Here is a 23,560-nt window from a genome sequence, read left to right as displayed (position 1 = left end):
CGTGTCCGCCATGTTCCCGCTCCGCCCCTTCCGCCCCGACGCGCTGGCGTCGCTGCTCGTTCCGCTGGTGTTTCTCGTCCTGGCCGGCTGCGACCAGCCCGCCCCCAAGGTGGAGGACGTGCGCCCGGTGCGCGTGATCCAGCTCGCCGCTGGCGGCGGTGCCGAGCGCGTCGAGTTTTCCGGCGACGTGCGGCCGCGCTACGAATCGCGCCTGGGCTTTCGCGTGGGCGGCAAGATCGTCGAGCGCAGGGTGGACGTCGGCGCGCTGGTGAGCGACGGCCAGGTGCTGATGCGCCTCGACCCGCAAGACCTGCGCCTGGCCGAAGCCGGGTCGCGCGCCAGCCTGCGCGCCGCCGAAACCGAGCGCGACCTGGCGGAGGCGGACTTCAAGCGCCACCAGGAGCTGCGCGCCCGCAGCTTCGTCAGCCAGGCGGTGCTCGATGCCAGGCAGGCGGCCCTGCGGGCGGCCCAGGCCCGGGTCGACGCGGCGCGCGCGGCCCTGCGCGGGCAGGCGAACCAGGCCGGCTATGCGAACCTGGCCTCCGACACCGACGGCGTGGTGACGGCGGTCGATGCCGAGGTCGGCCAGGTGGTGGCGGCCGGCGCCCCGGTGGTGCGGGTGGCGCGCACCGACCAGAAGGAGGTGGTGATCGGCATTCCCGAAGACCGGGTCGGGCAGCTGCGCCAGGGCGGAGAGGTGCGCGTGCGCCTGTGGGCCAATCCCGGTGAAGCGTTCCCGGGCAAGATCCGCGAGATTTCCCCCGTGGCCGATCCGGCCACGCGCACCTACATGGTCAAGATCGCGATTCCGGCCCGCCCCGAGGTCCGCCTGGGCATGACGGCGACCGTGGAGATGGCGACCGGCCGCGCGCATGCGGCGGCCTTGCGGGTGCCGCTCAGCGCCCTGGTGCAGGACAAGGGCGCGACCAGCGTCTGGGTCGTGGAAAACGGCGCGGTGCAGCTGCGCCGCGTGCAGGTGGCGGGACAAGCGGGTAACGACATCCTGCTCGGCGGCGGCGTGCAGGCCGGGCAGGCCGTCGTCACGGCCGGCGTGCACCTGCTGAAACCCGGCCAGAAGGTGCGCATCCTGGCGGCCGACGTGGCGCGCCGCGGCGATACCGAGGCCGCCGCAGTGGGCGGCGCAGCGCAGGGAGCGCGCCCATGAAGGGTTTCAATCGCAGTTTCAACCTCTCGCGCTGGGCGCTGGAACACATTCCGCTCACGCGCTACCTGATCGCGGCGCTGCTGATCGGTGGCATCCTGAGCTACCAGCAGCTGGGCCAGGATGAAGATCCGCCCTTCACCTTCCGCGCCATGGTGGTCAGCGCCGTGTGGCCGGGCGCCACCGCCGTGCAGATGGCCGAGCAGGTGGCCGACCCGCTCGAGCGGAAGCTCCAGGAAACTCCCTATATCGACCGCATCCGCAGCTTTTCCAAGCCGGGCGAGACCACCATCATCCTCGAGCTGCGCGAATCGACTCCGCCACATGATACCGCGCCGGCCTGGTACCAGGTGCGCAAGAAAATCGGCGACATGGCGGCGAGCTTGCCGCAGGGCGTGATCGGCCCCTTCTTCAACGACGAGTTCGGCGACACCTACGGCTCCATCTTCGCGCTCTCGGGCGACGGCTTCACCCAGGCCGAGGTGCGCGACTACGCCGACTTCGTGCGCCAGCAGCTCCTGAAGGTGCCGCTGGTTGCCAAGGTCGAGCAGTTCGGCGTACAGCAGGAAAAGCTCTACATCGAGTTCTCGAGCAAGCAGTTCGCCCAGCTGGGCGTGCCCTTCGAGCAGATCGTCAGCCAGATCGCCACCCAGAACGGGGTGGAAGCCAGCGGCGTGCTGGTGACGCCGCTGGACAACCTGCAGGTGCGGGTCAGCGGCGCGATCAAGACTCCCGAGCAGCTGGAGAACCTCCAGCTGCGCGCCGGCGCCACCACCTTCCGGCTGGGCGACTTCGCGCAAGTCAAGCGCGGCTACCAGGACCCGCCCAAGGACAAGATGCGCTTCAACGGCAAGGAGGTGATCGGCCTGGGCGTGTCGATGGAAAAGGGCGGGAACATCATCCGGCTGGGCGAGGGCCTGGACGAGACCGTGACGCGCATCCGCGCGCAGCTGCCGGTCGGGATCGAACTGGAACGCGTGAGCAACCAGCCTGCCGCCGTCACCGCTTCGGTCGACGAATTCATCAAGGTGCTGGTCGAAGCCGTGATCATCGTGCTGGCGGTGTCCTTCATCGCGCTCGGCCTGCACACCAAGCCGAAGCTGCGCATCGACGTGCGCCCCGGACTGGTGGTGGCCCTGACGATTCCGCTGGTGCTGGCGATTACCTTCCTGTTCATGCGGCTGCTCGACATTTCGCTGCACAAGATCTCGCTCGGCGCCCTGATCATCGCGCTCGGCCTGCTGGTGGACGACGCCATCATTGCGGTCGAGATGATGGTGCGCAAGATGGAAGAAGGAATGTCGCGCTTCGAGGCGGCTACCTTCGCCTACACCTCCACGGCGATGCCGATGCTGACCGGCACCCTGATCACGGCGGCGGGCTTCCTGCCGATCGGCCTGGCCAAGTCGGCGGCCGGCGAATACACCTTCACGATGTTCTCGGTGAATGCGCTGGCGCTCCTGATTTCGTGGGTGGCGGCGGTGGTGTTCACCCCCTATATCGGCTACGTGCTCTTGAGGGTGAAGCCGCATGCCCAGGGCGAATCCTCGCACGACGTGTTCGACAGTCCGGCCTACGAACGCTTTCGCCGCGTGGTGCACTGGTGCGTGACGTGGCGCAAGACCACCATCGCCTTGAGCCTGGGCGTGTTCGCACTCGGCGTATTCGGCTTCAAGTTCATCGAGAAGCAGTTCTTTCCCGATTCGAGCCGTCCCGAGCTGATGATCGAGATGTGGTCGCCGGAAGGCACCAGCTTCGCGGCCAACGAAGCCGTGGTGGAGCGCTTCGAGGCCTTCCTGGACCGGCAGCCGGGCGTGCAGAGCGTGACCAGCTACGTCGGCACCGGCAGCCCGCGCTTCTACCTGCCGCTCGACCAGATCTTCCCGCAGTCGAACGTGGCGCAGCTGGTCGTGCTGCCCGCGGACGCCGCGGCGCGCGAACGCCTGCGCCTGACAATCGAAGAGGCCTTCCGCACCGGCTTTCCCGAGGTGCGCGGACGCGTGAAATTGCTGCCGAATGGGCCGCCGGTGGCGTACCCCGTGCAGTTCCAGGTGGTGGGGCCCGACATCGGCATCGTGCGCGGCGTGGCCGACCGGGTCAAGGAGATCATGCGCGCCAACCCGAACACCGTGGGCGTCAACGACAACTGGAACGAAGCGGTGAAGGTGCTGCGCCTCGACCTCGACCAGGACAAGCTGCGCGCGCTCGGCGTGAGCTCGCAGGCGGTGCGCCGCGTCGTCAATACGACCCTGACCGGTACGCCGATCGGCCAGTTCCGCGAGACCAACCGCCTGATCGACATCGTGGTGCGCCAGCCCCTGGAGGAGCGCGCGACCATCACGCGCCTGTCGGAGGCGCTGGTGCCGACCGCGGGCGGCCGTGCGGTGCCGATCGGGCAGGTGGCGCGTATCGGCTTCGTGTGGGAGCCGGGCGTGGTATGGCGCGAGGGGCGCGAGTGGGCGATCATGGTGCAGTCCGACGTGGTGGCCGGCATCCAGGGGCCGACCGTCACCGCGCAGGTCGACGCGAAGCTTGCCGGCATCCGCGCGGAGCTGCCGGCCGGCTACCAGGTGAGCGTGGAAGGCGCGGCGGCCGACAGTTCCGATGCGGAAGCCTCGATCATGGCCAACGTGCCCCTGGTGCTGTTCATCGTCTTCACGCTCCTGATGCTGCAACTGCACAGCTTCTCGCGTTCGCTGCTGGTCTTCCTCACCGGTCCGCTCGGGATCGCCGGCGCGGCGATGGCCTTGCTCGTGTTCGACCGCCCGTTCGGCTTCGTGGCCAACCTGGGCGTGATCGCGCTGTTCGGCATGATCATCCGCAATTCGGTGATCCTGGTCGACCAGATCGAGCAGGACATCTCTGCCGGTGCCGAGCCCTGGGATGCGATCGTCGAAGCGGCGGTGCGGCGCTGCCGGCCGATCCTGCTGACGGCGGCCGCCGCGGCGCTGGCAATGATCCCGCTGTCGCGCTCCGTGTTCTGGGGCCCCATGGCCGTGGCGATCATGGGCGGCCTGCTGGTGGCGACGGCGCTCACGCTGCTGTTCCTGCCAGCACTGTATGCGGCGTGGTTCCGGGTAAAAAAGCCTGTGGGCGAAAAAGGCGCGTCGCCGCTGACGTGATTGGAACGCGCGGTCGGCTTTGCCGACCGCGCACCCAGCCGACTTTTGGATATGGCTGAGCTCACGTCGTCCTATATAGATGAGCTCCAACCCCCGCACGCCTAGCAAAAAACGCCCAATAGTGACAGAAAATCCAGTAAAATATTCGATTGAAGTTGTAGCCCCTAAACAGAGGAGTGCAGGGCGGCCGGTTTCACTGTCGGGCGCCCTTTGTTTTTGTGGCAAAAATGCAATCCTTCCGCGAGGATGGCGAAATTGGTAGACGCACCAGGTTTAGGTCCTGACGCCAGCAATGGTGTGGGGGTTCGAGTCCCCCTCCTCGCACCACGAATAATTATTTTTTTGGACGATTTTTATAATGGCAACTGCAGTCGAAACCCTGGGTAAACTCGAGCGTCGCTTGACGATCACTTTTCCGGTAGCTGACGTCCGTAGCGAGGTCGAAAAGCGCCTCAAGAAGCAGGCCAAGACGGCAAAGGCCCCGGGCTTCCGCCCGGGCAAGGTGCCGCTCAAGATGGTCGCAGCGCAATACGGCTACCAGATCGAATCGGACGTGCTGAACGACCGAGTCGGCCGCGCGTTCAACGACGCCGCCAACGAGAACCAGCTGCGTGTTGCCGGCTTCCCGAAAATCGAACCGAAACAAGACGCGCCGGAAGGCATGCTGGCTTTCGACGCGACTTTCGAAGTCTATCCGGACGTCGTGCTCGGCGACCTGGCTGGCGTGGAAATCGAAACCGTCGGCGCCGACGTGAGCGACGCCGAGATCGACAAGACCATCGACATCCTGCGCAAGCAGCGCGTGCACTACCACACCAAGGGTGAAGAGGGCGAGCACGGCAGCGGCGGCGAAGCCGTGGCCGCCAACGGCGACCGCGTGACCGTCGACTTCGTCGGCAAGATCGACGGTGAAGAGTTCGCTGGCGGCAAGGCCGAGAACTACGCCTTCGTGCTGGGCGAAGGCCGCATGCTGCCGGAATTCGAGGCCGCCACCGTCGGCCTGAAAGTTGGCGAGAGCAAGAGCTTCCCGCTGGCCTTCCCCGAGGATTACCACGGCAAGGATGTGGCCGGCAAGACCGCCGAGTTCACCATCACCCTGAACAAGCTCGAATGGGCCCACATGCCGGAAGTCGACGCCGAGTTCGCGCGTTCGCTGGGCATCGAAGACGGCTCGGTCGAGAAGATGCGCGCCGACATCAAGACCAACCTGGAGCGTGAAGTCAACGCCCGCATCAAGGCCCGCAACAAGGAAGCCGTGATGGACGCCCTGGTCAAGGCCACCGACCTGGAAGTGCCGAAGGCCATGATTCAGCAGGATTCGGAGCGCCTGGCCGAAATGACCCGCCAGGACATGATGCAGCGTGGCATGGACGTCAAGGCGATGCCTTTCCCGTCCGAGATGTTCGCCGACAAGGCCGAGCGCCGCGTGCGCCTGGGTCTGATCCTGTCGCAATTGGTTTCGGATAATAATTTGCAGGCAACCCAGGAACAGGTCAAAGCCCAGATCGAAGACTTCTCGCAAAGTTACGAAGATCCGAAAGAAGTCCTGAAGTACTATTACAGCGACCGCCGCCGCCTGGCCGAAGTGGAAGCACTTGTTTTGGAAGAAAACGTCGTTAACTATGTCCTCGGCAAGGCGAAGGTCAGCACCAAGACGATCGCTTTCGATGAACTGATGGGTGCGAACCCGCAGGGTTAACAGCAACCCGATCCGCAAGGGTGTTGGTTGTTCGTAGGGTGGGCGGGTTTCCCGCCCACGCGGCGATAGTTGGCAGCATGATCATCGTGCGCGATGACGGAGCCGACAGCGATCACCGCGTGGGCAGCGAAGCTGCCCACCCTACGTGTCTGTGAAAACCACGCAGTTTTGCTAAGATGGGCTTTCTGAACCCCTTTTTACAAGGAACGAGACAGGTATGATTCGTAATCCGGCATTGGATACCCAAGCCCTCGGCCTCGTGCCGATGGTGGTCGAGCAGAGTGGCCGCGGCGAGCGCGCCTATGACATCTATTCGCGCCTCCTCAAGGAACGTGTGATTTTCCTGGTCGGCCCTGTCAACGACCAGATGGCCAACCTCATCGTGGCCCAGATGCTGTTCCTGGAGAGCGAGAATCCGGACAAGGATATTTCGCTGTACATCAACTCGCCGGGCGGTTCCGTCTCGGCGGGCCTGGCGATCTTTGACACGATGAACTTCATCAAGCCGGACGTCTCCACCCTGTGTACCGGCCTGGCCGCCTCGATGGGCGCCTTCCTGCTGGCTGCCGGCGCCAAGGGCAAGCGTTTCTCGCTGCCGAACTCGCGCGTGATGATCCACCAGCCATCCGGCGGTTCGCAGGGCATGGCCTCGGACATCGAGATCCAGGCTAAGGAAATCCTGTACCTGCGCGAGCGCCTGGCCCGCATCATGTCCGAGAACACGGGCCAGAGCATCGAGCAGATTCACCGCGACACCGACCGCGACCGCTTCATGTCGGCGGAAGAGGCCGTGGAATACGGCATGATCGACCGCGTGCTGACCAACCGCGCCTAAGCCTCGTCGCGACGCAACCAAGGTGTTGCCAAAAAACGCCCGGGCGACAGTCGTTCGGGCGTTTCGTTTTTATTTCGGGTAGCATGTTCGTGTGCGCACTTGTTGCGTGCTCGTATTAGCGTTATATTCAAGCAACTTATTAGCGAGTCACTTTCAATTATCCTGCCCCATGTCTGACAAAAAATCCTCCAGCGGCGAAAAACTTCTGTACTGCTCGTTCTGCGGAAAGAGCCAGCACGAAGTCAAGAAGCTGATCGCGGGACCGTCGGTGTTCATCTGCGATGAATGCATCGACCTGTGCAACGACATCATCCGCGACGAGACCTCGAACGTCGAAACGGTGGCGGGCGCCAAGTCCGATCTGCCGACGCCTCACGAAATCACCGAGCTGCTCGACCAGTACGTGATCGGCCAGCAAACAGCCAAGCGCATCCTGTCTGTTGCTGTTTACAACCACTATAAGCGCCTCAAGCACCTGGGCAAGAAGGACGACGTCGAACTGGCCAAGAGCAACATCCTGCTCGTCGGCCCGACCGGCTCCGGCAAGACCCTGCTGGCCCAGACCCTGGCGCGCATGCTCAACGTCCCCTTCGTGATCGCCGACGCGACCACGCTGACCGAAGCCGGCTATGTCGGTGAAGACGTCGAGAACATCATCCAGAAGCTGCTGCAAAGCTGCAACTACGAAGTCGAGAAGGCCCAGCGCGGCATCGTCTACATCGACGAGATTGACAAGATTTCGCGCAAGTCCGACAACCCCTCGATCACCCGCGACGTCTCGGGCGAGGGCGTGCAGCAGGCATTGCTGAAGCTGATCGAAGGCACCATGGCATCGGTGCCGCCGCAGGGCGGCCGCAAGCATCCGAACCAGGACTTCGTCCAGATCGACACGACAAACATCATGTTCATCTGCGGCGGCGCATTCGACGGCCTGGCCAAGATCATCCAGAATCGTTCGGAAAAGAGCGGCATCGGCTTCGCGGCCACGGTCAAGAGCCAGACCCAGCGCGCGGCCAGCGAGATCATGATGGACGCCGAGCCGGAAGACCTGATCAAGTTCGGCCTGATTCCCGAACTGGTCGGCCGCCTGCCGGTGGTTGCCACCCTGAACGAGCTCACCGAAGAAGCGCTGATCCAGATCCTGATCGAGCCGAAGAATGCCTTGATCAAACAGTATTCGAAGCTGCTTGAAATGGAAGGCGCCGAACTCGAAATACGTCCTGCGGCACTGCACGCGATCGCGCGCAAGGCCCTGGCGCGCAAGACCGGCGCCCGCGGCCTGCGTTCGATCCTCGAGCACGCGCTGCTGGATGTGATGTACGAACTGCCAAGCCAGCAGAACGTCGTGAAAGTCGTGATCGATGAAAATACGATCACGAACGCCGCGAAACCTTTGCTGATTTACAGCGAATCGCCAAAAGCTTCCGGCGAAAACTAAAAAAAGGCGCGCACTTTTGCCACAAAAGTCTTGCCGTACGGATTCTTGAAGGTACACTAGGTCTTAATAAGAAACCGGGCTTCAATCGAAAAGCCACTCGCGGGAGCTCCTGCGCAGTGGCTTTTTCATTTGAAAACGCGTTTTTTATCGGAACGGCTATATTTTCGCTTAATGGTATTTTTTTACTGGCAGAAAATATATTCGCGGCGGTCTTGAGTTTTACGCTGCGAGCGCCCAAGTTCAGCAACACGTTTCTATAAGGTATGCCATGACAACTTCGAAATTAACCGAGCAAACGACGCTGCCACTGTTACCGCTGCGCGATGTGGTCGTGTTTCCGCATATGGTGATACCTCTGTTCGTCGGCCGTCCGAAATCCATCAAGGCCCTGGAAGCCGCGATGGAGCAGGGCAAGAGCATCATGCTGGCCGCCCAAAAGGCCGCTGCCAAGGACGAACCCTCTGCCGCAGACATCTACGAGATCGGCTGCGTGGCCAATATTCTGCAGATGCTGAAGCTGCCCGATGGTACCGTGAAGGTGCTGGTCGAGGGCGCCCAGCGCGCGCGCATCGACCAGATCACCGATGGCGCCACCCACTTTACCGCCGAGCTGACCCCGGTCGAATCGGAAATCGGCGACGATTCCGAAGTCGAGGCCATGCGCCGCGCCATCGTCCAGCAGTTCGACCAGTACGTCAAACTCAACAAGAAAATCCCGCCCGAGATCCTGGCCTCGCTGGCAGGCATCGACGACGCCGGTCGCCTGGCCGACACCGTCGCCGCCCACCTGCCGCTCAAGCTCGAGCAGAAGCAGGTCATCCTGGAGATCTTCAACGTCGCCAAGCGCCTCGAGCACCTGCTCGGCCAGCTGGAAGGCGAACTGGACATCCTGCAGGTCGAGAAGCGCATCCGTGGCCGCGTCAAGCGCCAGATGGAGAAATCGCAGCGCGAGTACTACCTGAACGAGCAGGTCAAGGCCATCCAGAAGGAACTGGGCGAAGGCGAAGACGGCGCCGACATCGAGGAACTCGAGAAGAAGGTGATCGCCGCCAAGATGCCGAAGGAGGCGCTCGACAAGGCGATGGGCGAGATCAAGAAGCTCAAGATGATGTCGCCCATGTCGGCCGAAGCCACCGTGGTGCGCAACTATATCGACACCCTGGTCGGTCTGCCGTGGAAGAAGAAGTCGAAGGTCACCATCGACCTGGAAAAAGCCCAGCAGGTGCTCGAATCGGATCACTACGGCCTCGACAAGATCAAGGAACGCATCCTCGAGTACCTCGCGGTGCAGCAGCGTGTCGACAAGCTGAAGGCCCCGATCCTGTGCTTCGTCGGTCCTCCGGGCGTGGGTAAAACCTCGCTGGGCGAGTCGATCGCCCGCGCCACCAACCGCAAGTACGTGCGCATGGCGCTCGGCGGCGTGCGCGACGAGGCCGAGATCCGCGGCCACCGCCGTACCTACATCGGCTCGATGCCGGGCAAGGTGCTGCAGTCGCTCTCAAAAGTCGGCGTGCGCAATCCGCTGTTCCTGCTCGACGAGATCGACAAGATGGGCGCGGACTTCCGCGGCGATCCGTCCTCGGCCCTGCTGGAAGTGCTGGACCCGGCGCAGAACCATACCTTCAGCGACCACTATGTCGAAGTCGACTTCGACCTGTCGGACGTGATGTTCGTGGCGACCTCGAACTCGTTCAACATCCCGCCAGCGCTGCTGGACCGGATGGAAGTGATCCGGCTGTCGGGTTACACCGAGGACGAGAAGACCAGCATTGCACAGCGCTACCTGCTGCCCAAGCAGATCAAGAACAACGGCCTGAAGGAAGGCGAAATCAAGGTCGAGGAATCGGCGATCCGCGACATCATCCGTTACTACACCCGTGAAGCCGGTGTGCGTTCGCTCGAGCGTGAAATCTCGAAGATCTGCCGCAAGGTGGTCAAGATGCTGCTGTTGACCAAGACCGAGAAAAAGGTCACGGTCGGCGCCAAGAACCTGGACAAGTTCCTGGGCGTGCGCCGCTATGACTTCGGCATGGCCGAGAAGGATAACCAGATCGGCCAGGTGGTCGGCCTGGCCTGGACCGAGGTGGGCGGCGACCTGCTCACCATCGAAGCCGTGAACGTGCCGGGCAAGGGCGCAGTGATCCGTACCGGCACCCTGGGCGACGTGATGAAGGAATCGATCGAGGCGGCCCGCACCGTGGTGCGTTCGCGCGCCGCGCGCCTGGGGATCAAGGCCGAGGTGTTCGAGAAGACCGACATCCACATCCACGTGCCGGAAGGCGCGACGCCGAAGGACGGTCCGTCCGCCGGTATCGGCATGACGACGGCGCTGGTGTCGGCCTTTACCGGCATCCCGGTGCGTGCCGACGTGGCGATGACGGGCGAGATCACGCTGCGCGGTGAAGTCCTGCCGATCGGCGGCCTGAAGGAGAAGCTGCTGGCGGCGCATCGCGGCGGCATCAAGACGGTCCTGATCCCCGAGCAGAACGTGAAGGACCTGGCCGAGATTCCGGACAACGTCAAGAACAAGCTCGAGATCGTGCCGGTGCGCTGGATCGAGAAGGTGCTGGAGATCGCCCTGGAACGCCAGCCGACGCCGATAGTGGAAGTAGCGGCGCCGGTGTCCGTCACGCCGGCCGCGGCTGCGGAAGGCTCGACAGAGGTGGTCAAGCACTGATCGCTTCCGCGATCGATGAACACAGGCGCTTCGGCGCCTGTTTTTTTTGGTTTGGTGCCGTCTCGCAGGGGTGCGCGCACGCTGGCACGTGCTAGAAGCGAGCTCGACTGTGCGATCCGAACACAGCCGCCCCCATCCCCCACGGATGTTGCTTGACAGACCAATGTTGCCCTTGTTTAATACGCGCTTGCACTTTTGCAGCAAGGCGCCGCGGCGTCCAACGTACACACGAGGGTTAGAGTGAACAAGACAGAACTGATCGAAGAAATCGCGAAGTCCGCGGACATTACCAAGGCCTCGGCGACGCGTGCTCTCGACGCCATGATCATCGCCGTGACCGAGTCGCTGAAGAAGAACGACAGCGTCACGCTGGTGGGCTTTGGCACCTTCACCGTGGGCGAGCGCGCCGCCCGCACCGGCCGCGACCCGCGCACCAAGGAACCGATCAAGATCAAGGCGGCCAAGGTTCCGAAATTTAAGGCTGGTAAAGCGCTGAAAGATGCTGTAAACTAATGCCTTCTCTGCAGTGACATGCAGAGGGCACTACCTGCAAAGGTAATGCGATGTCGTGTAGTTTGTTGGAGCGGTAGTTCAGTTGGTTAGAATACCGGCCTGTCACGCCGGGGGTCGCGGGTTCGAGCCCCGTCCGCTCCGCCAACGCCCACCACATTATTCTGGAGCGGTAGTTCAGTTGGTTAGAATACCGGCCTGTCACGCCGGGGGTCGCGGGTTCGAGCCCCGTCCGCTCCGCCAGAACATACAGGAAAGTAGTGCTCCCCCTGCGGGGAGCACGGCTTGGGCGAGAAGGGATTGACTTGCAAGGCAATCCGCGGCCCGCGGAATGTGGGCGAGCCCCGTCCGCTCCGCCAGAATTCAGTCGTACCCGGACGGCCCCAGGCCAGGCCGGGAGAACAAGAAGAGGCGAACGCGAGTTCGCCTTTTTTTTTAACTTGTGCTGTCAAAGCATTATCAATCTAGGCTGACCATGTTTGATTTTGTCCGTAACAACAAGCGCGTGATGCAGGGGCTGCTGCTCGTGCTGATCGTGCCGTCGTTCGTGTTAGTCGGCCTCGAGAGCTACGGGGACGGCGGTGACGCCGGCGCCAGCGTGGCGACCGTTGCCGGCCAGAAGGTCACCCAGCAGGAATGGGAAGAAGCCCAGCGCCGCCAGATCGACCAGGCGCGCCAGATGATGGGTCCGCAGTTCGATCAGAAGATGTTCGAGACGCCGGAAGCCAAGCAGGCCATCCTGAACAACCTGGTGGCCGAGCGCGCCATCAACGCGGAGATCGCACGCACCCACATGACCGTGGGCGACGCCGTGCTGGCCAAGACCATCGCGCAGGAGCAGTCCTTCCGCAAGCCGGACGGCAGCTTCGACATGGAGCAGTACAAGGCGGCCCTGGCAGCGCAGGGCATGACGCCGGCCATGTTCGACCAGCGCCTGCGCCGCGACCTGACCGTGCAGCAGCTGGTCGGCTCGATCCAGTCGACCGCCTTCGCGCCGCGTTCGGTGAGCGAGCGCCTCTCGAGCATCAACGACCAGGAACGCGAGGTCCAGGAAATACTGTTCCCGGTTGCCCAGTACCTGCCGCAGGTCAAAGTCACCGACGCGATGGTCAAGGCGTATTACGACAAGAACGCCGCCCTGTTCACGGTGCCGGAACAGGTGAAGGCCGAGTACGTCGTCCTGAATACCGACGCCGTCGCGAGCCAGGTGCAGGTGACCGACGCCGAGATCACCGACTACTACAACAAGAACCTCAAGGCCTACACGACGCCCGAACAGCGCACCGCAAGCCACATCCTGATCAACGTGGCGCGCGACGCCAAGCCCGCCGACCAGGCCGCCGCAAAGGCCAGGGCGGAGGCCGTATTGGCCGAAGTACGCAAGAATCCCGCGAACTTCGCCGAGATCGCCAAGGCGCAGTCGCAGGACACCGGTTCGGCCCAGGCCGGCGGCGACCTCGGCGTGGTCGAGAAGGGCGCTTTCGTCAAGCCTGTCGAGGACGCGATCTACGCGCTCAAGGCAGGTGAAGTGAGCGGCGTGGTGCAGTCGGAATTCGGCTACCACATCATCAAGCTTACCGCCCTGCAGCCGGCGGCGCAGAAGCCGCTGGACGCCGCCAAGGACGATATTGCCGCGGACCTGAAGAAGCAGAAGATGTCGAAGCGCTACTCGGAAATGGCCGAGTCCTTCACCAACCTGGTGTACGAGCAGTCGGAGAGCCTCAAGCCCGCGGCCGACAAGCTGGGCCTGAAGATCGAGACGGTCGACGGCCTGACCCGCAAGGCGAACCCGCAGTTCGGCGAGGCGCCGTTCAACAACGAGAAATTCCTGGCTGCGCTGTTCGGCGTGGACGCGATCAAGAACAAGCGCAATACCGAAGCCGTCGAAGTGGCGCCGGGCGTGCTGGTGTCGGGCCGCGTGCTCGAGTTCCGCCCGTCCACCAAGCGTCCGCTGAGTGAGGTCGACGCCCTGATCCGCCAGCGCGTGACGCTGGAAGAAGCGGCCCGCCTGGCGCGCGCCGCCGGCGAGCAGAAGCTGGCCGCCGCCAAGGCCTCGGGCGACGCCACCGGCTTCGGCGAGCCGAAGCTGGTGTCGCGCACCAAGGAGCCGGCCATCAACACCACCGCCGCGATCGCGGTGCTGAAGGCAGACGTCAGCAAGCTGCCGGCCTACGTGGGCGTGGAAGTGCCGGGCCAGGGCTATGGCGTGTACCGCATCGGCAAGGTGTCGCAGCCGGCCCAGGTGGACGCGAACCGCCGCAAGCAGGAAGCGCAGCAGATCTCGGGCCTGGTCGGCCAGGCGGAGCTGTACAACTACGTCGAGGCGCTCAAGGCCAAGGCCAAGGCCAAGATCAACGTGAGCGCGTCGCAGCTGGGCGCCAAGCCGGAAGGCGAGTGATCGGCGACTAGGCGTGCTTGACGCATGAAAAAGCCCGGCTGTGTGAGCAGCCGGGCTTTTTGTTTATTTGTTCAGGCACTTCTCGACGAATACCGGCTCGGTCACGGTGCAGGCGCAGTTCACGCCGTGTGCAGACGCCGCGCCGCCGCTTCGAAATCATCCACGGCAATGTCCTTCAACTCCATCAGCTCCGCCTTCTGAAACTGCACGAAATTCCGGTCGATCGAGCGCAGGTAGGCCGGGTCGTAATGCTCCTGCAGCAACTGGTCCACCAGCGCCGGCATCGCCCCGCCATTGGCCATGTCGCGCCAGGCGTCGATCTTGTCCTTGCCGTGCAGCTGCACCAGGTGGGCGAGCTGGCCGGTGAGTGCATCCGGGTCCTTGCAGAAATGCTCGTAGTCTTCCATCAGCAGCCGCACCCGGTTCTCGCGCGACAGCGACAAGGAGATGCAGGGCGAGGCGCGCATCAGCGCCATCACGGCGTCCGGTACGCGCAGGTTGCCGACCTTCTTGCTTTCGGACTCCACGAACACCGGCTTGCCCGGATCGAAGTAGCGCAGCTTGTGCCAGATCCGGCTTTCGAACATCTTCTGTGTCGGCTGCGCTTCGTCGGGCAGGTTTCCCAGCACCGAACCGCGGTGCGCCGCCAGCTTCTCCAGGTCGAGCACCTGGGCGCCGATGCGGTCGAGCGTTTCCAGCAGCCTGCTCTTGCCGCTGCCGGTCGTGCCGCACACCACCCGAAAGTCGAGCGCCGGCGGATTCTCGAGCGCCGTGGCCACGTGCGCCCTGTAGGCCTTGTAGCCGCCGTCGAGCTGCACTGCCGGCCAGCCGATCCTGGCCAGGATGTGCGCCATCGAGCCGCTGCGGTTGCCGCCGCGCCAGCAGTACACCAGCGGCTTCCAGTCGCGCGGCTTGTCAGCCCACAGGGTCTCGATGTGGCGCGCGATGTTCGCGGCCACCAGCGGCGCGCCGATCCGCTTGGCCTCGAACGAGCCGACCTGCTTGTACAGGGTTCCGACGCGCACGCGCTGGGCATCATCCAGCACCGGGGCGTTGATCGCGCCGGGAATCCGGTCGAGGGCATACTCCGACTCGCTGCGCGCGTCGATGATGGTGTCGAAGCGATCGAGCTCCGGGAAGATGTCGGCGAAGCTAAGGACGGCAGGGTATTTCATTGTTTTTTCAGCAGGGACGCCAGTTGCGGCCAGATGTTGTTCAGGATGATGGGCTGGGCCTTCGAGGTCGGATGCAGGCGGTCGGCCTGGAACAGGGCCGGCTTGTCGGCCACGCCCTCGAGCATGAACGGCACCAGCGGCGACCTGGTCTCGAGCGACAGGCGCCTGAACATGTCGAAGAAGCTGTCGGTATAGGCGCGGCCGTAGTTCGGCGGCATGCGCATGCCGACCAGCAGCACCGCGGCCTTCTTTTCCTGCGCCATGTTCACCATCGCGCGCAGGTTGCCCTCGGCCGAGGCCACCGGCAGGCCGCGCAGGCCGTCGTTGGCGCCCAGCTCGAGCACGACGATGTCCGGCTTGTGCTGTGCGAGCAGGGCCGGCAGGCGGGTACGGCCGCCGATGGTGGTTTCGCCGCTGATGCTGGCGTTGACCACCCGGGCGGGAATCTTCTCGGCCTTGAGCTTCTGTTCCAGCAGCGGCACCCAGCCGGTCCCGCGCGTGATGCCGTACTCCGCCGACAGGCTGTCACCCACCACGAGGACGGTTTTTGGTGCAGAATAGGCGCTGGCCGATGCGGCCAGCGTGATGAGCGTGGCGATGAGCGGTAGCAGTGACAACTTTTTGAGAATGGCGAGCATGCGTGATAATCCCGAGGTGTTCAAGAATGGTGGTGTGCCGGATGCCGCAGCGGCGGGCAGGCCGGCGGCAATCGCGGTCCAGGGCCTGTCGAAGCGGGTGGCGGACGCCAGCGGCGAGCTCACCATCCTGCAAAACATCGATTTTACCGTGCAACCGGCCGAGACGCTCGCGCTCGTCGGCGCTTCCGGCTCGGGCAAGTCCACATTGCTGGGCCTGCTAGCCGGCCTGGATACCCCCTCGAGCGGCACGGTCCTGCTCGACGGCACCGACATCTTCGCGCTCGACGAAGACGGCCGCGCGGCCTTCCGAAAGGCCAAGCTGGGCTTCGTGTTCCAGTCCTTCCAGTTGCTGGCCCACCTGAATGCACTCGAAAACGTCATGCTGCCGCTGGAGCTGCGCGGCGACGGCGATGCGCGCGCGAAAGCCGAGTCCATGCTGGGACGGGTCGGACTGTCGAGCCGCCTGCGCCACTATCCGAAGTACCTGTCCGGCGGCGAGCAGCAGCGCGTGGCCCTGGCGCGCGCCTTCGTGACCGAGCCGCCGCTGCTGTTCGCCGACGAGCCGACCGGCAGCCTCGACGCCGCCACCGGCGAGTCCATTATCCAGCTCATGTTCGAACTGAACCGCGAGCGCGGTTCGACCCTGGTGCTGGTGACGCACGACCCGGCGATGGCGGCCCGATGTGGGCGCACCATCACCATCGCGGCAGGGCGCCTGGCCTGAATTTGTAGGGTGGTCGGCTCCGCCGACCGCGCGTCCAACTGAGGGATGCGTTGCCGCGATGCGTCATCCGGCTGAACGCGCGGTCGGCAAGCCGACCACCCTACGTAAGACGGCGTTCTCGGCAACCAGCAGGTTCAGCACGGCCCGCGCCGCGGCCGGCAATTCTCCTGCGGTCATCCCGATCGGGCCGACGCCGTGCGCCACCAGGCGGTCGGCGGCGCCGCCGTGGATCCAGGCGCTGGCCGCTGCCGCTTCCCACGCCGGCCAGCCCTGCGCCAGCAGAGCGCCGCAGATCCCGGCCAGCACGTCGCCGCTGCCGGCCGTCGCCAGCCCCGCGTTGCCGGTCGGGTTGACCAGCACGGCGCCGTCGGGGCGCGCAATCACCGAGCCCGAGCCCTTGAGGATCACCGTGGCATTCGCACGCCTGGCCAGCTCGCGCGCCGCCGCCAGCCGGTCCGCCTGGATCGCCGCCGCCGTCATGCCGAGCAGGCGCGCCGCCTCGAGCGGATGCGGGGTCAGCACGGCCGGGGCGCCGCGCTGCGCCAGGCGCGCCAGCAGGTCCGGGCTGGCGCCGACCAGGGTAAGGGCGTCGGCGTCGAGCACCAGCGGGCTGTCGCTGTCGAGCGCCTTCGCCAGCAGGCGCATGGCCGCGGCCGAGCCCCCCATGCCGGGGCCGATCACCAGGGTGCGCCCGGCCAGCTCGAATTCGTCGGCCGAGCGGAACATGATCTCCGGCTGGACGCTGTCGTAGCCGGGACCGGGGTCGATCATGGCGACGAAGCAGCGTCCGGCGCCCGCATACAGCGCGCCGCGCGCCGCCAGCACCGGCGCCCCCGCCATGCCGTGTGCGCCGCCGATCACGGCAACGTCGCCGAAGCTGCCCTTGTGCGTGTTGTGCCGGCGCGCGCCCAGGCGCGCTGCGAACAGGTCCGCCGAGCCGAGGCGCGCCGCGGGCGCGGGCAGGTGCGCCGCCCCGACGCCGAGCATGTCGACCCGTACCTGGCCGGCGTAGTCCCGCCCCTCCGCCGTGTGCAGGCCCGGCTTGTTGCCGAGGAAGGTGATGGTATGGGTCGCCCGCACGGCAATGCCGTCCGGCCCGATCACGGCGCCGGTGTCGGCGTCCAGCCCGCTCGGCACGTCGAGCGCCAGCACCGGGCAGCGCAGGCTGTCGAGCGAGGCCACCAGCTCCCGGTACTCGCCCTCGATCGGGCGGCGCAAGCCGATGCCGAACAGGCCATCCACCACCAGGCCCCATTCTCCATCGGGCGGCAGCATGTCGATGAACCCGACCGTGCCGGCGCGGGCGCGCTCGTGGGCGCTTGCCGCTTCCTCGGAGGTTTCGCGCTGGCCGGGCAGGTGCAGCACGGTGGCGTCGATGCCGCCGTCCGCCAGGATCGCCGCCATCTCGAGGGCGTCGCCGCCGTTGTTGCCTGGTCCGGCCAGCAGCAGTACCGGCAGGTCGCGCCTGGCGCCCAGCAGTTCGAGCGCAAACCTGGCCGCCGCTTCGCCGGCGCGCCGCATGAGGGCGCCGGGCGGCAGTTCCGCATAGGCCGAGCGTTCGATGGCGCGCAGCTGCCCGACCGTATAGAGGGCATGTCCGGTATTCGTATCCATGCTCGTATTGTCATGCATTTTGCGCTGGGCGGTCGCGCGTCCGGACTACAATAGGCGCTTCGGCACTGGAAAGCAGGAGAGGGCATGGACTGGCAGTTCTGGATCGACCGCGGCGGCACCTTCACCGACATCGTGGCGCGCAGGCCCGATGGGCAGCTGCTCACGCACAAGCTGCTGTCCGAGAATCCCGAACAGTACCGCGACGCCGCCGTGGCCGGCATCCGGCACCTGCTGGGCGTAGCTGGCGGCGAGCCGATCCCGGTGGGGCAGGTGGAGGCGGTCAAGATGGGAACCACGGTCGCCACCAATGCGCTGCTCGAACGCAAGGGCGAGGCGACCCTGCTGGCGATCACCCGGGGCTTTCGCGATGCGCTGCGCATCGCCTACCAGAACCGTCCGCGCCTGTTCGACCGCCACATCGTGCTACCCGAACTGCTGTACGCGGAGGTGGCCGAGATCGACGAACGCATCGGCGCGCACGGCGAGGTGGTGCTGCCGCTGGACGAAGCCGCCGCGCGCGCGGCCTTGCAGCAGGCCTACGACCGCGGCCTGCGCTCGATCGCCATCGTGTTCATGCACGGCTACCGCTACACGGAGCACGAAGCCGCCACGGCGCGCATCGCGCGCGAGATCGGCTACACGCAGATCTCCACCTCGCACGGGGTCAGTCCCCTGATAAAACTGGTGGCGCGCGGCGACACCACGGTGGTCGACGCCTACCTGTCGCCGATCCTGCGCCGCTACGTCGACCAGGTGGCGGGCGAACTGCCGGGCGTGAACCTGCAGTTCATGCAGTCGAGCGGCGGCCTGACCGACGCCCGCGCCTTCCAGGGCAAGGACAGCATCCTGTCCGGCCCCGCCGGCGGCATCGTCGGCATGGTGCGCGCCAGCCGGCTGGCCGGCTTCGAACGTGTGATCGGCTTCGACATGGGCGGCACCTCGACCGACGTTTCGCACTTCTCCGGCGAGTTCGAGAGAGTGTTCGAGACCCAGGTGGCGGGCGTACGCATGCGCGCGCCGATGATGAGCATCCATACGGTGGCGGCGGGCGGCGGCTCGATCCTGCATTTCGACGGCGCCCGCTACCGGGTCGGCCCCGACAGCGCCGGCGCCAATCCGGGACCGGCCAGCTACCGCCGCGGCGGCCCGCTGGCGGTCACCGACTGCAATGTCATGCTCGGCAAGATCCAGCCGCAACACTTCCCGCGCCTGTTTGGCAGCAGCGGCAAGGAAGCGCTCGACCTGGAGGCCGTGCGCGCCGGTTTCGACGCCATGGCCGACCGGATCGGCGCGGCCACCGGCAGCCGGCCCGCGCCGGAGGCGGTGGCCGAAGGTTTCATCCAGATTGCGGTCGGCAACATGGCCAACGCCATCAAGCAGATCTCGGTGCAGCGCGGCCACGACGTGACGGAATATGCGCTGACCAGCTTCGGCGGCGCCGGCGGCCAGCACGCCTGCCTGGTGGCCGACGCCCTGGGCATGAAAACGGTGTTCATCCATTCGCTGGCCGGCGTGCTGTCGGCCTACGGAATGGGCCTGGCCGACCAGACCGCCATGCGCGAGCAGGCAGTGGAGCTGCGCCTGGAGGACGCCGGCAGCGACGCGCTGGCGGTGCGCCTGGCCGCGCTCGGAAACAGCGCGCGCGAGCAGCTGCTGGGACAGGGCGTGGCGCCGGAGCGCATCGAGCTGGTGCAGCGCGTGCACCTGCGCTACGAGGGGACCGATTCGGCCATCGTCGTGCCCTTCGGCGAGATCGACGCAATGGAGGCCGCGTTCGAGTCGGCCTACAAGCGCCGCTATTCATTCCTGATGCCGTCGCGCGGCCTGGTGGTCGAAGCCGTGTCGGTGGAAGCGATCGGCCGCTCCGATGCGCCGCCGGAGGCGGGCGTGCAGGCAGGAATGCAGGGTGCGCAGCCGGCGCCCGGGGAACGGGTGCGCATGTTCAGCGGCGGCGCCTGGCGCGAGACGGGCGTGTTCCTGCGCGAGGCGCTGCAGGCGGGCGACATCGTGCGCGGCCCTGCCGTCATCGCCGAAGCGAATGCGACCACGGTCGTCGAACCGGGCTGGCAGGCCCAGGTCACGCCGCACAATCACCTCGTCCTGCTGCGCGTGGAGGCGCTGCCCGCACGGCGCGCAATCGGCACCACGGCCGATCCGGTGATGCTGGAGATCTTCAACAACCTGTTCATGTCCATCGCCGAGCAGATGGGCCTGCGCCTGCAGAACACGGCCTACTCGGTGAACATCAAGGAGCGCCTCGACTTCAGCTGCGCGATCTTCGATGCCGACGGCAGGCTGGTGGCGAATGCGCCGCACATGCCGGTGCACCTGGGCTCGATGGGCGAGAGCATCAAGTCGGTGATGCGCAAGAACCTTGGACGGATGAAGGCGGGCGACGTCTACATGCTGAACGACCCTTACAACGGCGGCACGCACCTGCCCGACGTGACCGTGATCTCGCCGGTGTTCGACGAAGCCGGCAAGGACATCCTGTTCTACGTCGGCTCGCGCGGCCACCATGCGGACATCGGCGGCACCACGCCCGGCTCGATGCCGCCGGATTCGCAGCACATCGAGCAGGAGGGCGTCCTGATCGACAACTTCAAGCTGGTCGACGGCGCAAACGGGGTGCTGCGCGAAGGGGAAGCGCGCGCGCTCCTGACGGGGGCGCGCTACCCGGCCCGCAATCCGGACCAGAACATGGCCGACCTGCGCGCCCAGGTGGCGGCGAACCAGAAAGGCGTCGAGGAACTGCACAAGATGGTGGCCTGCTATGGCCTGGACGTGGTGCGCGCCTACATGGGGCACGTGCAGGACAACGCCGAGGAAGCGGTGCGCCGGGTGATCTCGGCGCTGAAGGATGGCCGCTACAGCTACGAGCTCGACAACGGCGCCCGCATCGAAGTGGCGATCCGCGTCGACCGGGAGGCGCGCAGCGCGGAGATCGATTTCACCGGCACCTCGGAGCAGCTGCCCAACAATTTCAACGCGCCGTCGAGCGTCTGCATGGCGGCGGTGCTGTACGTGTTCCGCACCCTGGTCGACGATGAGATTCCCCTGAACGCCGGCTGCCTCAAGCCGCTGAAGGTGATCATCCCGCCGGGCTCGATGCTGAACCCGCACTATCCGGCCTCAGTGGTGTCGGGCAACGTCGAGACCTCGACCTGCATCACGAACGCGCTGTACGGCGCGCTGGGCGTGATGGCGGCCAGCCAGGGCACGATGAACAACTTCACCTTCGGCAATGCGCGCTACCAGTACTACGAGACGATTTCCGGCGGCTCGGGCGCGGGCGAAGGCTTCGACGGCACCGACGTGGTCCAGACCAACATGACCAACTCGCGCCTGACCGATCCGGAAATCCTCGAGTTCCGCTTCCCGGTGCGGCTGGAGAGCTACGAGATCCGACACGGCTCCGGCGGTGCAGGGCGCTGGCGCGGCGGCAACGGCGGCATACGTAAAGTGCGCTTCCTGGAGCCGATGACGGCGGCGATCCTGTCGAACAACCGCATCCACGCGCCCTTCGGCATGGCCGGCGGCGAGCCGGGCGAGCGGGGGCGCAACACGGTGCTGCGCGCCGACGGGACGGTGGAGGCCCTGGGGCACATCGGCAAGGTGGGCATGGGGCCCGGCGACCTGTTCGTCATCGAGACGCCGGGCGGAGGCGGCTACGGCGCGCCTTGACGATCACGCGCCCGGCACGAACCGGCGGCTGCGGCGCAGGCGCTACGCGCCTTCTCCGCGCAGCCAGAGCACGAGCGAGGCACGACGAGCAGGCAGCCCACGTTTGCACCGACGCAATGGAAATGAGTTGAAACGCAAGCGCCGATTGCATGGCTGCAATCGGCACGCGTGCGTTCAGGTCGAGATGCCGTACTTGCGCTTGGCCTGCTGCAGTTCCTCCAGCAGCGCCGCCAGGCGCGGGTGACTTGCATCCATGGCGCGCAGCCGCTCGATCTGTTCCGCCGCCACCTCGCCGAGCGCGTGGTCCCACCCGAGCTCGTTCACCTGGCGCAGGATGCCGCCGGCCACCGCCACCATCACCTGTACGTTCCCCGGCGCCATGTGCAAGGCTTCCATCAGGGTCTGAACGGCGCCGCGGACGTCGCCCATGTTGCGCTTCTCGTCGGCCACGCCGAGCAGGATCTGGGCATGGGCGCGCAACTGCTCGCCCATGCCGTCGGCCAGGTCGGGGCGGCCGGCGCGCACGAACACGCCCATGGCCTGGTCCACCGTGACCTGGTTCGCGGTGTCGCCCATCACGCTCAGCATGACGTTGGACGCCTGCTCGTCCAGCTGGTGTTCCAGGCAGGCCTGGGCCAGGCCGATCTTCAGGTTCGGCGACAGGCCGCTGCTGGTGCGCGCCGCGCTCACGGCTTGCGAGAGCTCGGACACGGCGGCGCCGACATTGCCCATCTTTTCCTGCAGCAGGGCGTTCGAATAGGCGCGGCAGGCATCCACGTTGGCGCTGCCGCGCAGCGAGCGTTCCATGTCGCGGATTACGCCGCCGGCCCCCGCCACGTCGCCGCGCGTGACCAAGGCCTTGACCAGATTGACGTGGTCTTCGGGGTTGCGGAATTCCGAATAGCGCGCCTTGGTCACGACCTGCTTGAACGACTTTTCCGCCGCTTCGGCGTCGCCGTTCTCCAGCGCCACTTCGCCCAGCTTGCGCAGGCGGCGCACCATGTGCGGCGAGATCGACACGGCTTCTTCGAGCACTTTCTGGGCATCGCCCGTCGCGCCCAGCTGCTCGTGGCAGCGCGCCAGCAGGTCGTAGGCGGCCATCAGGCGCGGATTGGCCTGCACCAGCTGCTCCAGCGTGGCGCGCGCGTCGTCCGGCTGGCCTTGCGCGAGCATGGTGCGCGCCAGGCCCAGCCCGGCCCAGCCCAGCGGGCGCTCGGCCAGCACGTCGCGGTAGATGGCGCCGGCCTGCGTATGTTCGCCGACCGACACGTGCAGTTCCGCCTTCAGGCGCAGGAAGTCGAGCGCATAGCGCGGGCTGGCGATGGCGGCGGTGGCGCAGGCACGGATCGCATCGACCGGCTTGCCCTGCGCGGCCAGCTGCCAGACCGGGAGCAGGGCGGTGCGGCGCTCCAGCGCGCGCTTGATGCGCACGCTCAGCAGCTCGACGGTGAAGGGCTTGAGCACGTAGTCGGTCGGGGTCAGCTCGGCCGCGCTGACCACCTTGTCGTACACGCCCTCGGAGGTGATCATGATGAAGATGGTCGACGCCGTGATCAGGCGGTGGTGGCGCAGGTCTTCGAGCAGCTGCTGGCCGTCCTGGCCGTCGCCCGTCGCGCCGCCCAGGTCGTACTCGCACAGGATGATGTCGTAGCTGCGCTTGCCCAGCTGCTTGATCGCGGTGCTGGCATTCACGGCCGATTCGACCTTGGTGATGCCGGCCTGGTTCAGCATGTTCTGCAGGCTGCCGCGCATGCCCTGGCTGGGATCGACGATTAGTACCGTGAGATTGGCGTTTTCTTGCATCATCCGTCCTGTGCGGTGCCCGCGCACCTTTTGTAATTATGTAGCCCTTACAATACCGATAAGTTCCTGCAGGATCAAGAA

At 65.7% G+C, this 23,560-nt stretch carries 14 protein-coding genes and 3 tRNA genes; 13 read left to right on the top strand and 4 right to left on the bottom strand.

Annotation, left to right across the window (positions count from 1 at the left end; genetic code table 11):
- Positions 1-10 precede the first annotated feature (10 nt).
- The 11 genes from AC56KL_RS10145 to AC56KL_RS10095 all read left to right on the top strand — a co-directional run bounded on the left by AC56KL_RS10145 (position 11) and on the right by AC56KL_RS10095 (position 13,841).
- Positions 11-1,165: an efflux RND transporter periplasmic adaptor subunit gene (locus AC56KL_RS10145; RefSeq protein WP_497180146.1), complete on the top strand. Its 1,155-nt coding sequence runs from the start codon at positions 11-13 to the stop codon at positions 1,163-1,165.
- On the top strand, positions 1,162-4,284 hold the full coding sequence (locus AC56KL_RS10140) for an efflux RND transporter permease subunit (RefSeq protein ID WP_497180026.1): 3,123 nt from the start codon (positions 1,162-1,164) through the stop codon (positions 4,282-4,284). The genes AC56KL_RS10145 and AC56KL_RS10140 overlap by 4 nt, the downstream gene beginning before the upstream one ends.
- Before the next feature lie 240 nt (positions 4,285-4,524).
- A tRNA-Leu gene (locus AC56KL_RS10135) sits at positions 4,525-4,611 on the top strand.
- Between the two features lie 31 nt (positions 4,612-4,642).
- Positions 4,643-5,983 carry a trigger factor gene (gene tig / locus AC56KL_RS10130; protein ID WP_497180025.1) on the top strand — a complete coding sequence of 447 codons (1,341 nt, stop codon included), beginning with the start codon at positions 4,643-4,645 and terminating at the stop codon, positions 5,981-5,983.
- A gap of 217 nt (positions 5,984-6,200) precedes the next feature.
- Entirely contained in the window at positions 6,201-6,818 is a 618-nt protein-coding gene (gene clpP / locus AC56KL_RS10125) for an ATP-dependent Clp endopeptidase proteolytic subunit ClpP (RefSeq protein WP_497180024.1), read from the top strand.
- A gap of 169 nt (positions 6,819-6,987) precedes the next feature.
- Positions 6,988-8,256 (top strand): ATP-dependent Clp protease ATP-binding subunit ClpX, encoded by a 1,269-nt coding sequence (clpX, locus tag AC56KL_RS10120; RefSeq protein WP_497180023.1) that lies wholly within the window; start codon positions 6,988-6,990, stop codon positions 8,254-8,256.
- Positions 8,257-8,524: 268 nt separating this feature from the next.
- Positions 8,525-10,933: an endopeptidase La gene (gene lon, locus AC56KL_RS10115; protein ID WP_497180022.1), complete on the top strand. Its 2,409-nt coding sequence runs from the start codon at positions 8,525-8,527 to the stop codon at positions 10,931-10,933.
- A 195-nt stretch (positions 10,934-11,128) separates the two neighbouring features.
- Positions 11,129-11,446 (top strand): HU family DNA-binding protein, encoded by a 318-nt coding sequence (locus tag AC56KL_RS10110; RefSeq protein WP_497180021.1) that lies wholly within the window; start codon positions 11,129-11,131, stop codon positions 11,444-11,446.
- Positions 11,447-11,513: 67 nt separating this feature from the next.
- Positions 11,514-11,590: transfer RNA gene (locus AC56KL_RS10105), tRNA-Asp, on the top strand.
- A gap of 19 nt (positions 11,591-11,609) precedes the next feature.
- Positions 11,610-11,686: transfer RNA gene (locus AC56KL_RS10100), tRNA-Asp, on the top strand.
- A 232-nt stretch (positions 11,687-11,918) separates the two neighbouring features.
- A complete protein-coding gene (locus AC56KL_RS10095) occupies positions 11,919-13,841 on the top strand; it encodes a SurA N-terminal domain-containing protein (protein ID WP_497180020.1) in 1,923 nt (640 codons plus the stop codon).
- Between the two features lie 119 nt (positions 13,842-13,960).
- Here the strand turns inward: AC56KL_RS10095 and mnmH are convergent, their stop codons facing one another.
- On the bottom strand, positions 13,961-15,016 hold the full coding sequence (mnmH, locus tag AC56KL_RS10090) for a tRNA 2-selenouridine(34) synthase MnmH (RefSeq protein ID WP_497180019.1): 1,056 nt from the start codon (positions 15,014-15,016) through the stop codon (positions 13,961-13,963).
- Positions 15,013-15,654 (bottom strand): arylesterase, encoded by a 642-nt coding sequence (locus AC56KL_RS10085; RefSeq protein WP_497180018.1) that lies wholly within the window; start codon positions 15,652-15,654, stop codon positions 15,013-15,015. Before AC56KL_RS10085 ends, mnmH begins: the two co-directional genes overlap by 4 nt.
- On the opposite strand from AC56KL_RS10085, the gene AC56KL_RS10080 reads away from it, so the two are divergent.
- The gene (locus AC56KL_RS10080) at positions 15,653-16,378 is read left to right on the top strand and encodes an ABC transporter ATP-binding protein (RefSeq protein ID WP_497180017.1); all 726 of its coding nucleotides are present in this window, start codon (positions 15,653-15,655) and stop codon (positions 16,376-16,378) included. The two genes, AC56KL_RS10085 and AC56KL_RS10080, sit on opposite strands and share 2 nt — an antisense overlap.
- Before the next feature lie 63 nt (positions 16,379-16,441).
- Here the strand turns inward: AC56KL_RS10080 and AC56KL_RS10075 are convergent, their stop codons facing one another.
- On the bottom strand, positions 16,442-17,992 hold the full coding sequence (locus tag AC56KL_RS10075; RefSeq protein WP_497180016.1) for an NAD(P)H-hydrate dehydratase: 1,551 nt from the start codon (positions 17,990-17,992) through the stop codon (positions 16,442-16,444).
- 84 nt (positions 17,993-18,076) lie between these two features.
- On the opposite strand from AC56KL_RS10075, the gene AC56KL_RS10070 reads away from it, so the two are divergent.
- Positions 18,077-21,676, top strand: a complete 3,600-nt coding sequence (locus tag AC56KL_RS10070; RefSeq protein WP_497180015.1) for a hydantoinase B/oxoprolinase family protein — start codon at positions 18,077-18,079, stop codon at positions 21,674-21,676.
- A gap of 174 nt (positions 21,677-21,850) precedes the next feature.
- Here the strand turns inward: AC56KL_RS10070 and AC56KL_RS10065 are convergent, their stop codons facing one another.
- A complete protein-coding gene (locus tag AC56KL_RS10065; protein ID WP_497180014.1) occupies positions 21,851-23,479 on the bottom strand; it encodes a tetratricopeptide repeat protein in 1,629 nt (542 codons plus the stop codon).
- Positions 23,480-23,560 lie beyond the last annotated feature (81 nt).

This window comes from Telluria sp. ZB4P34 (assembly GCF_059686055.1).
This window is presented reverse-complemented; position numbering and strand designations above follow the sequence as displayed.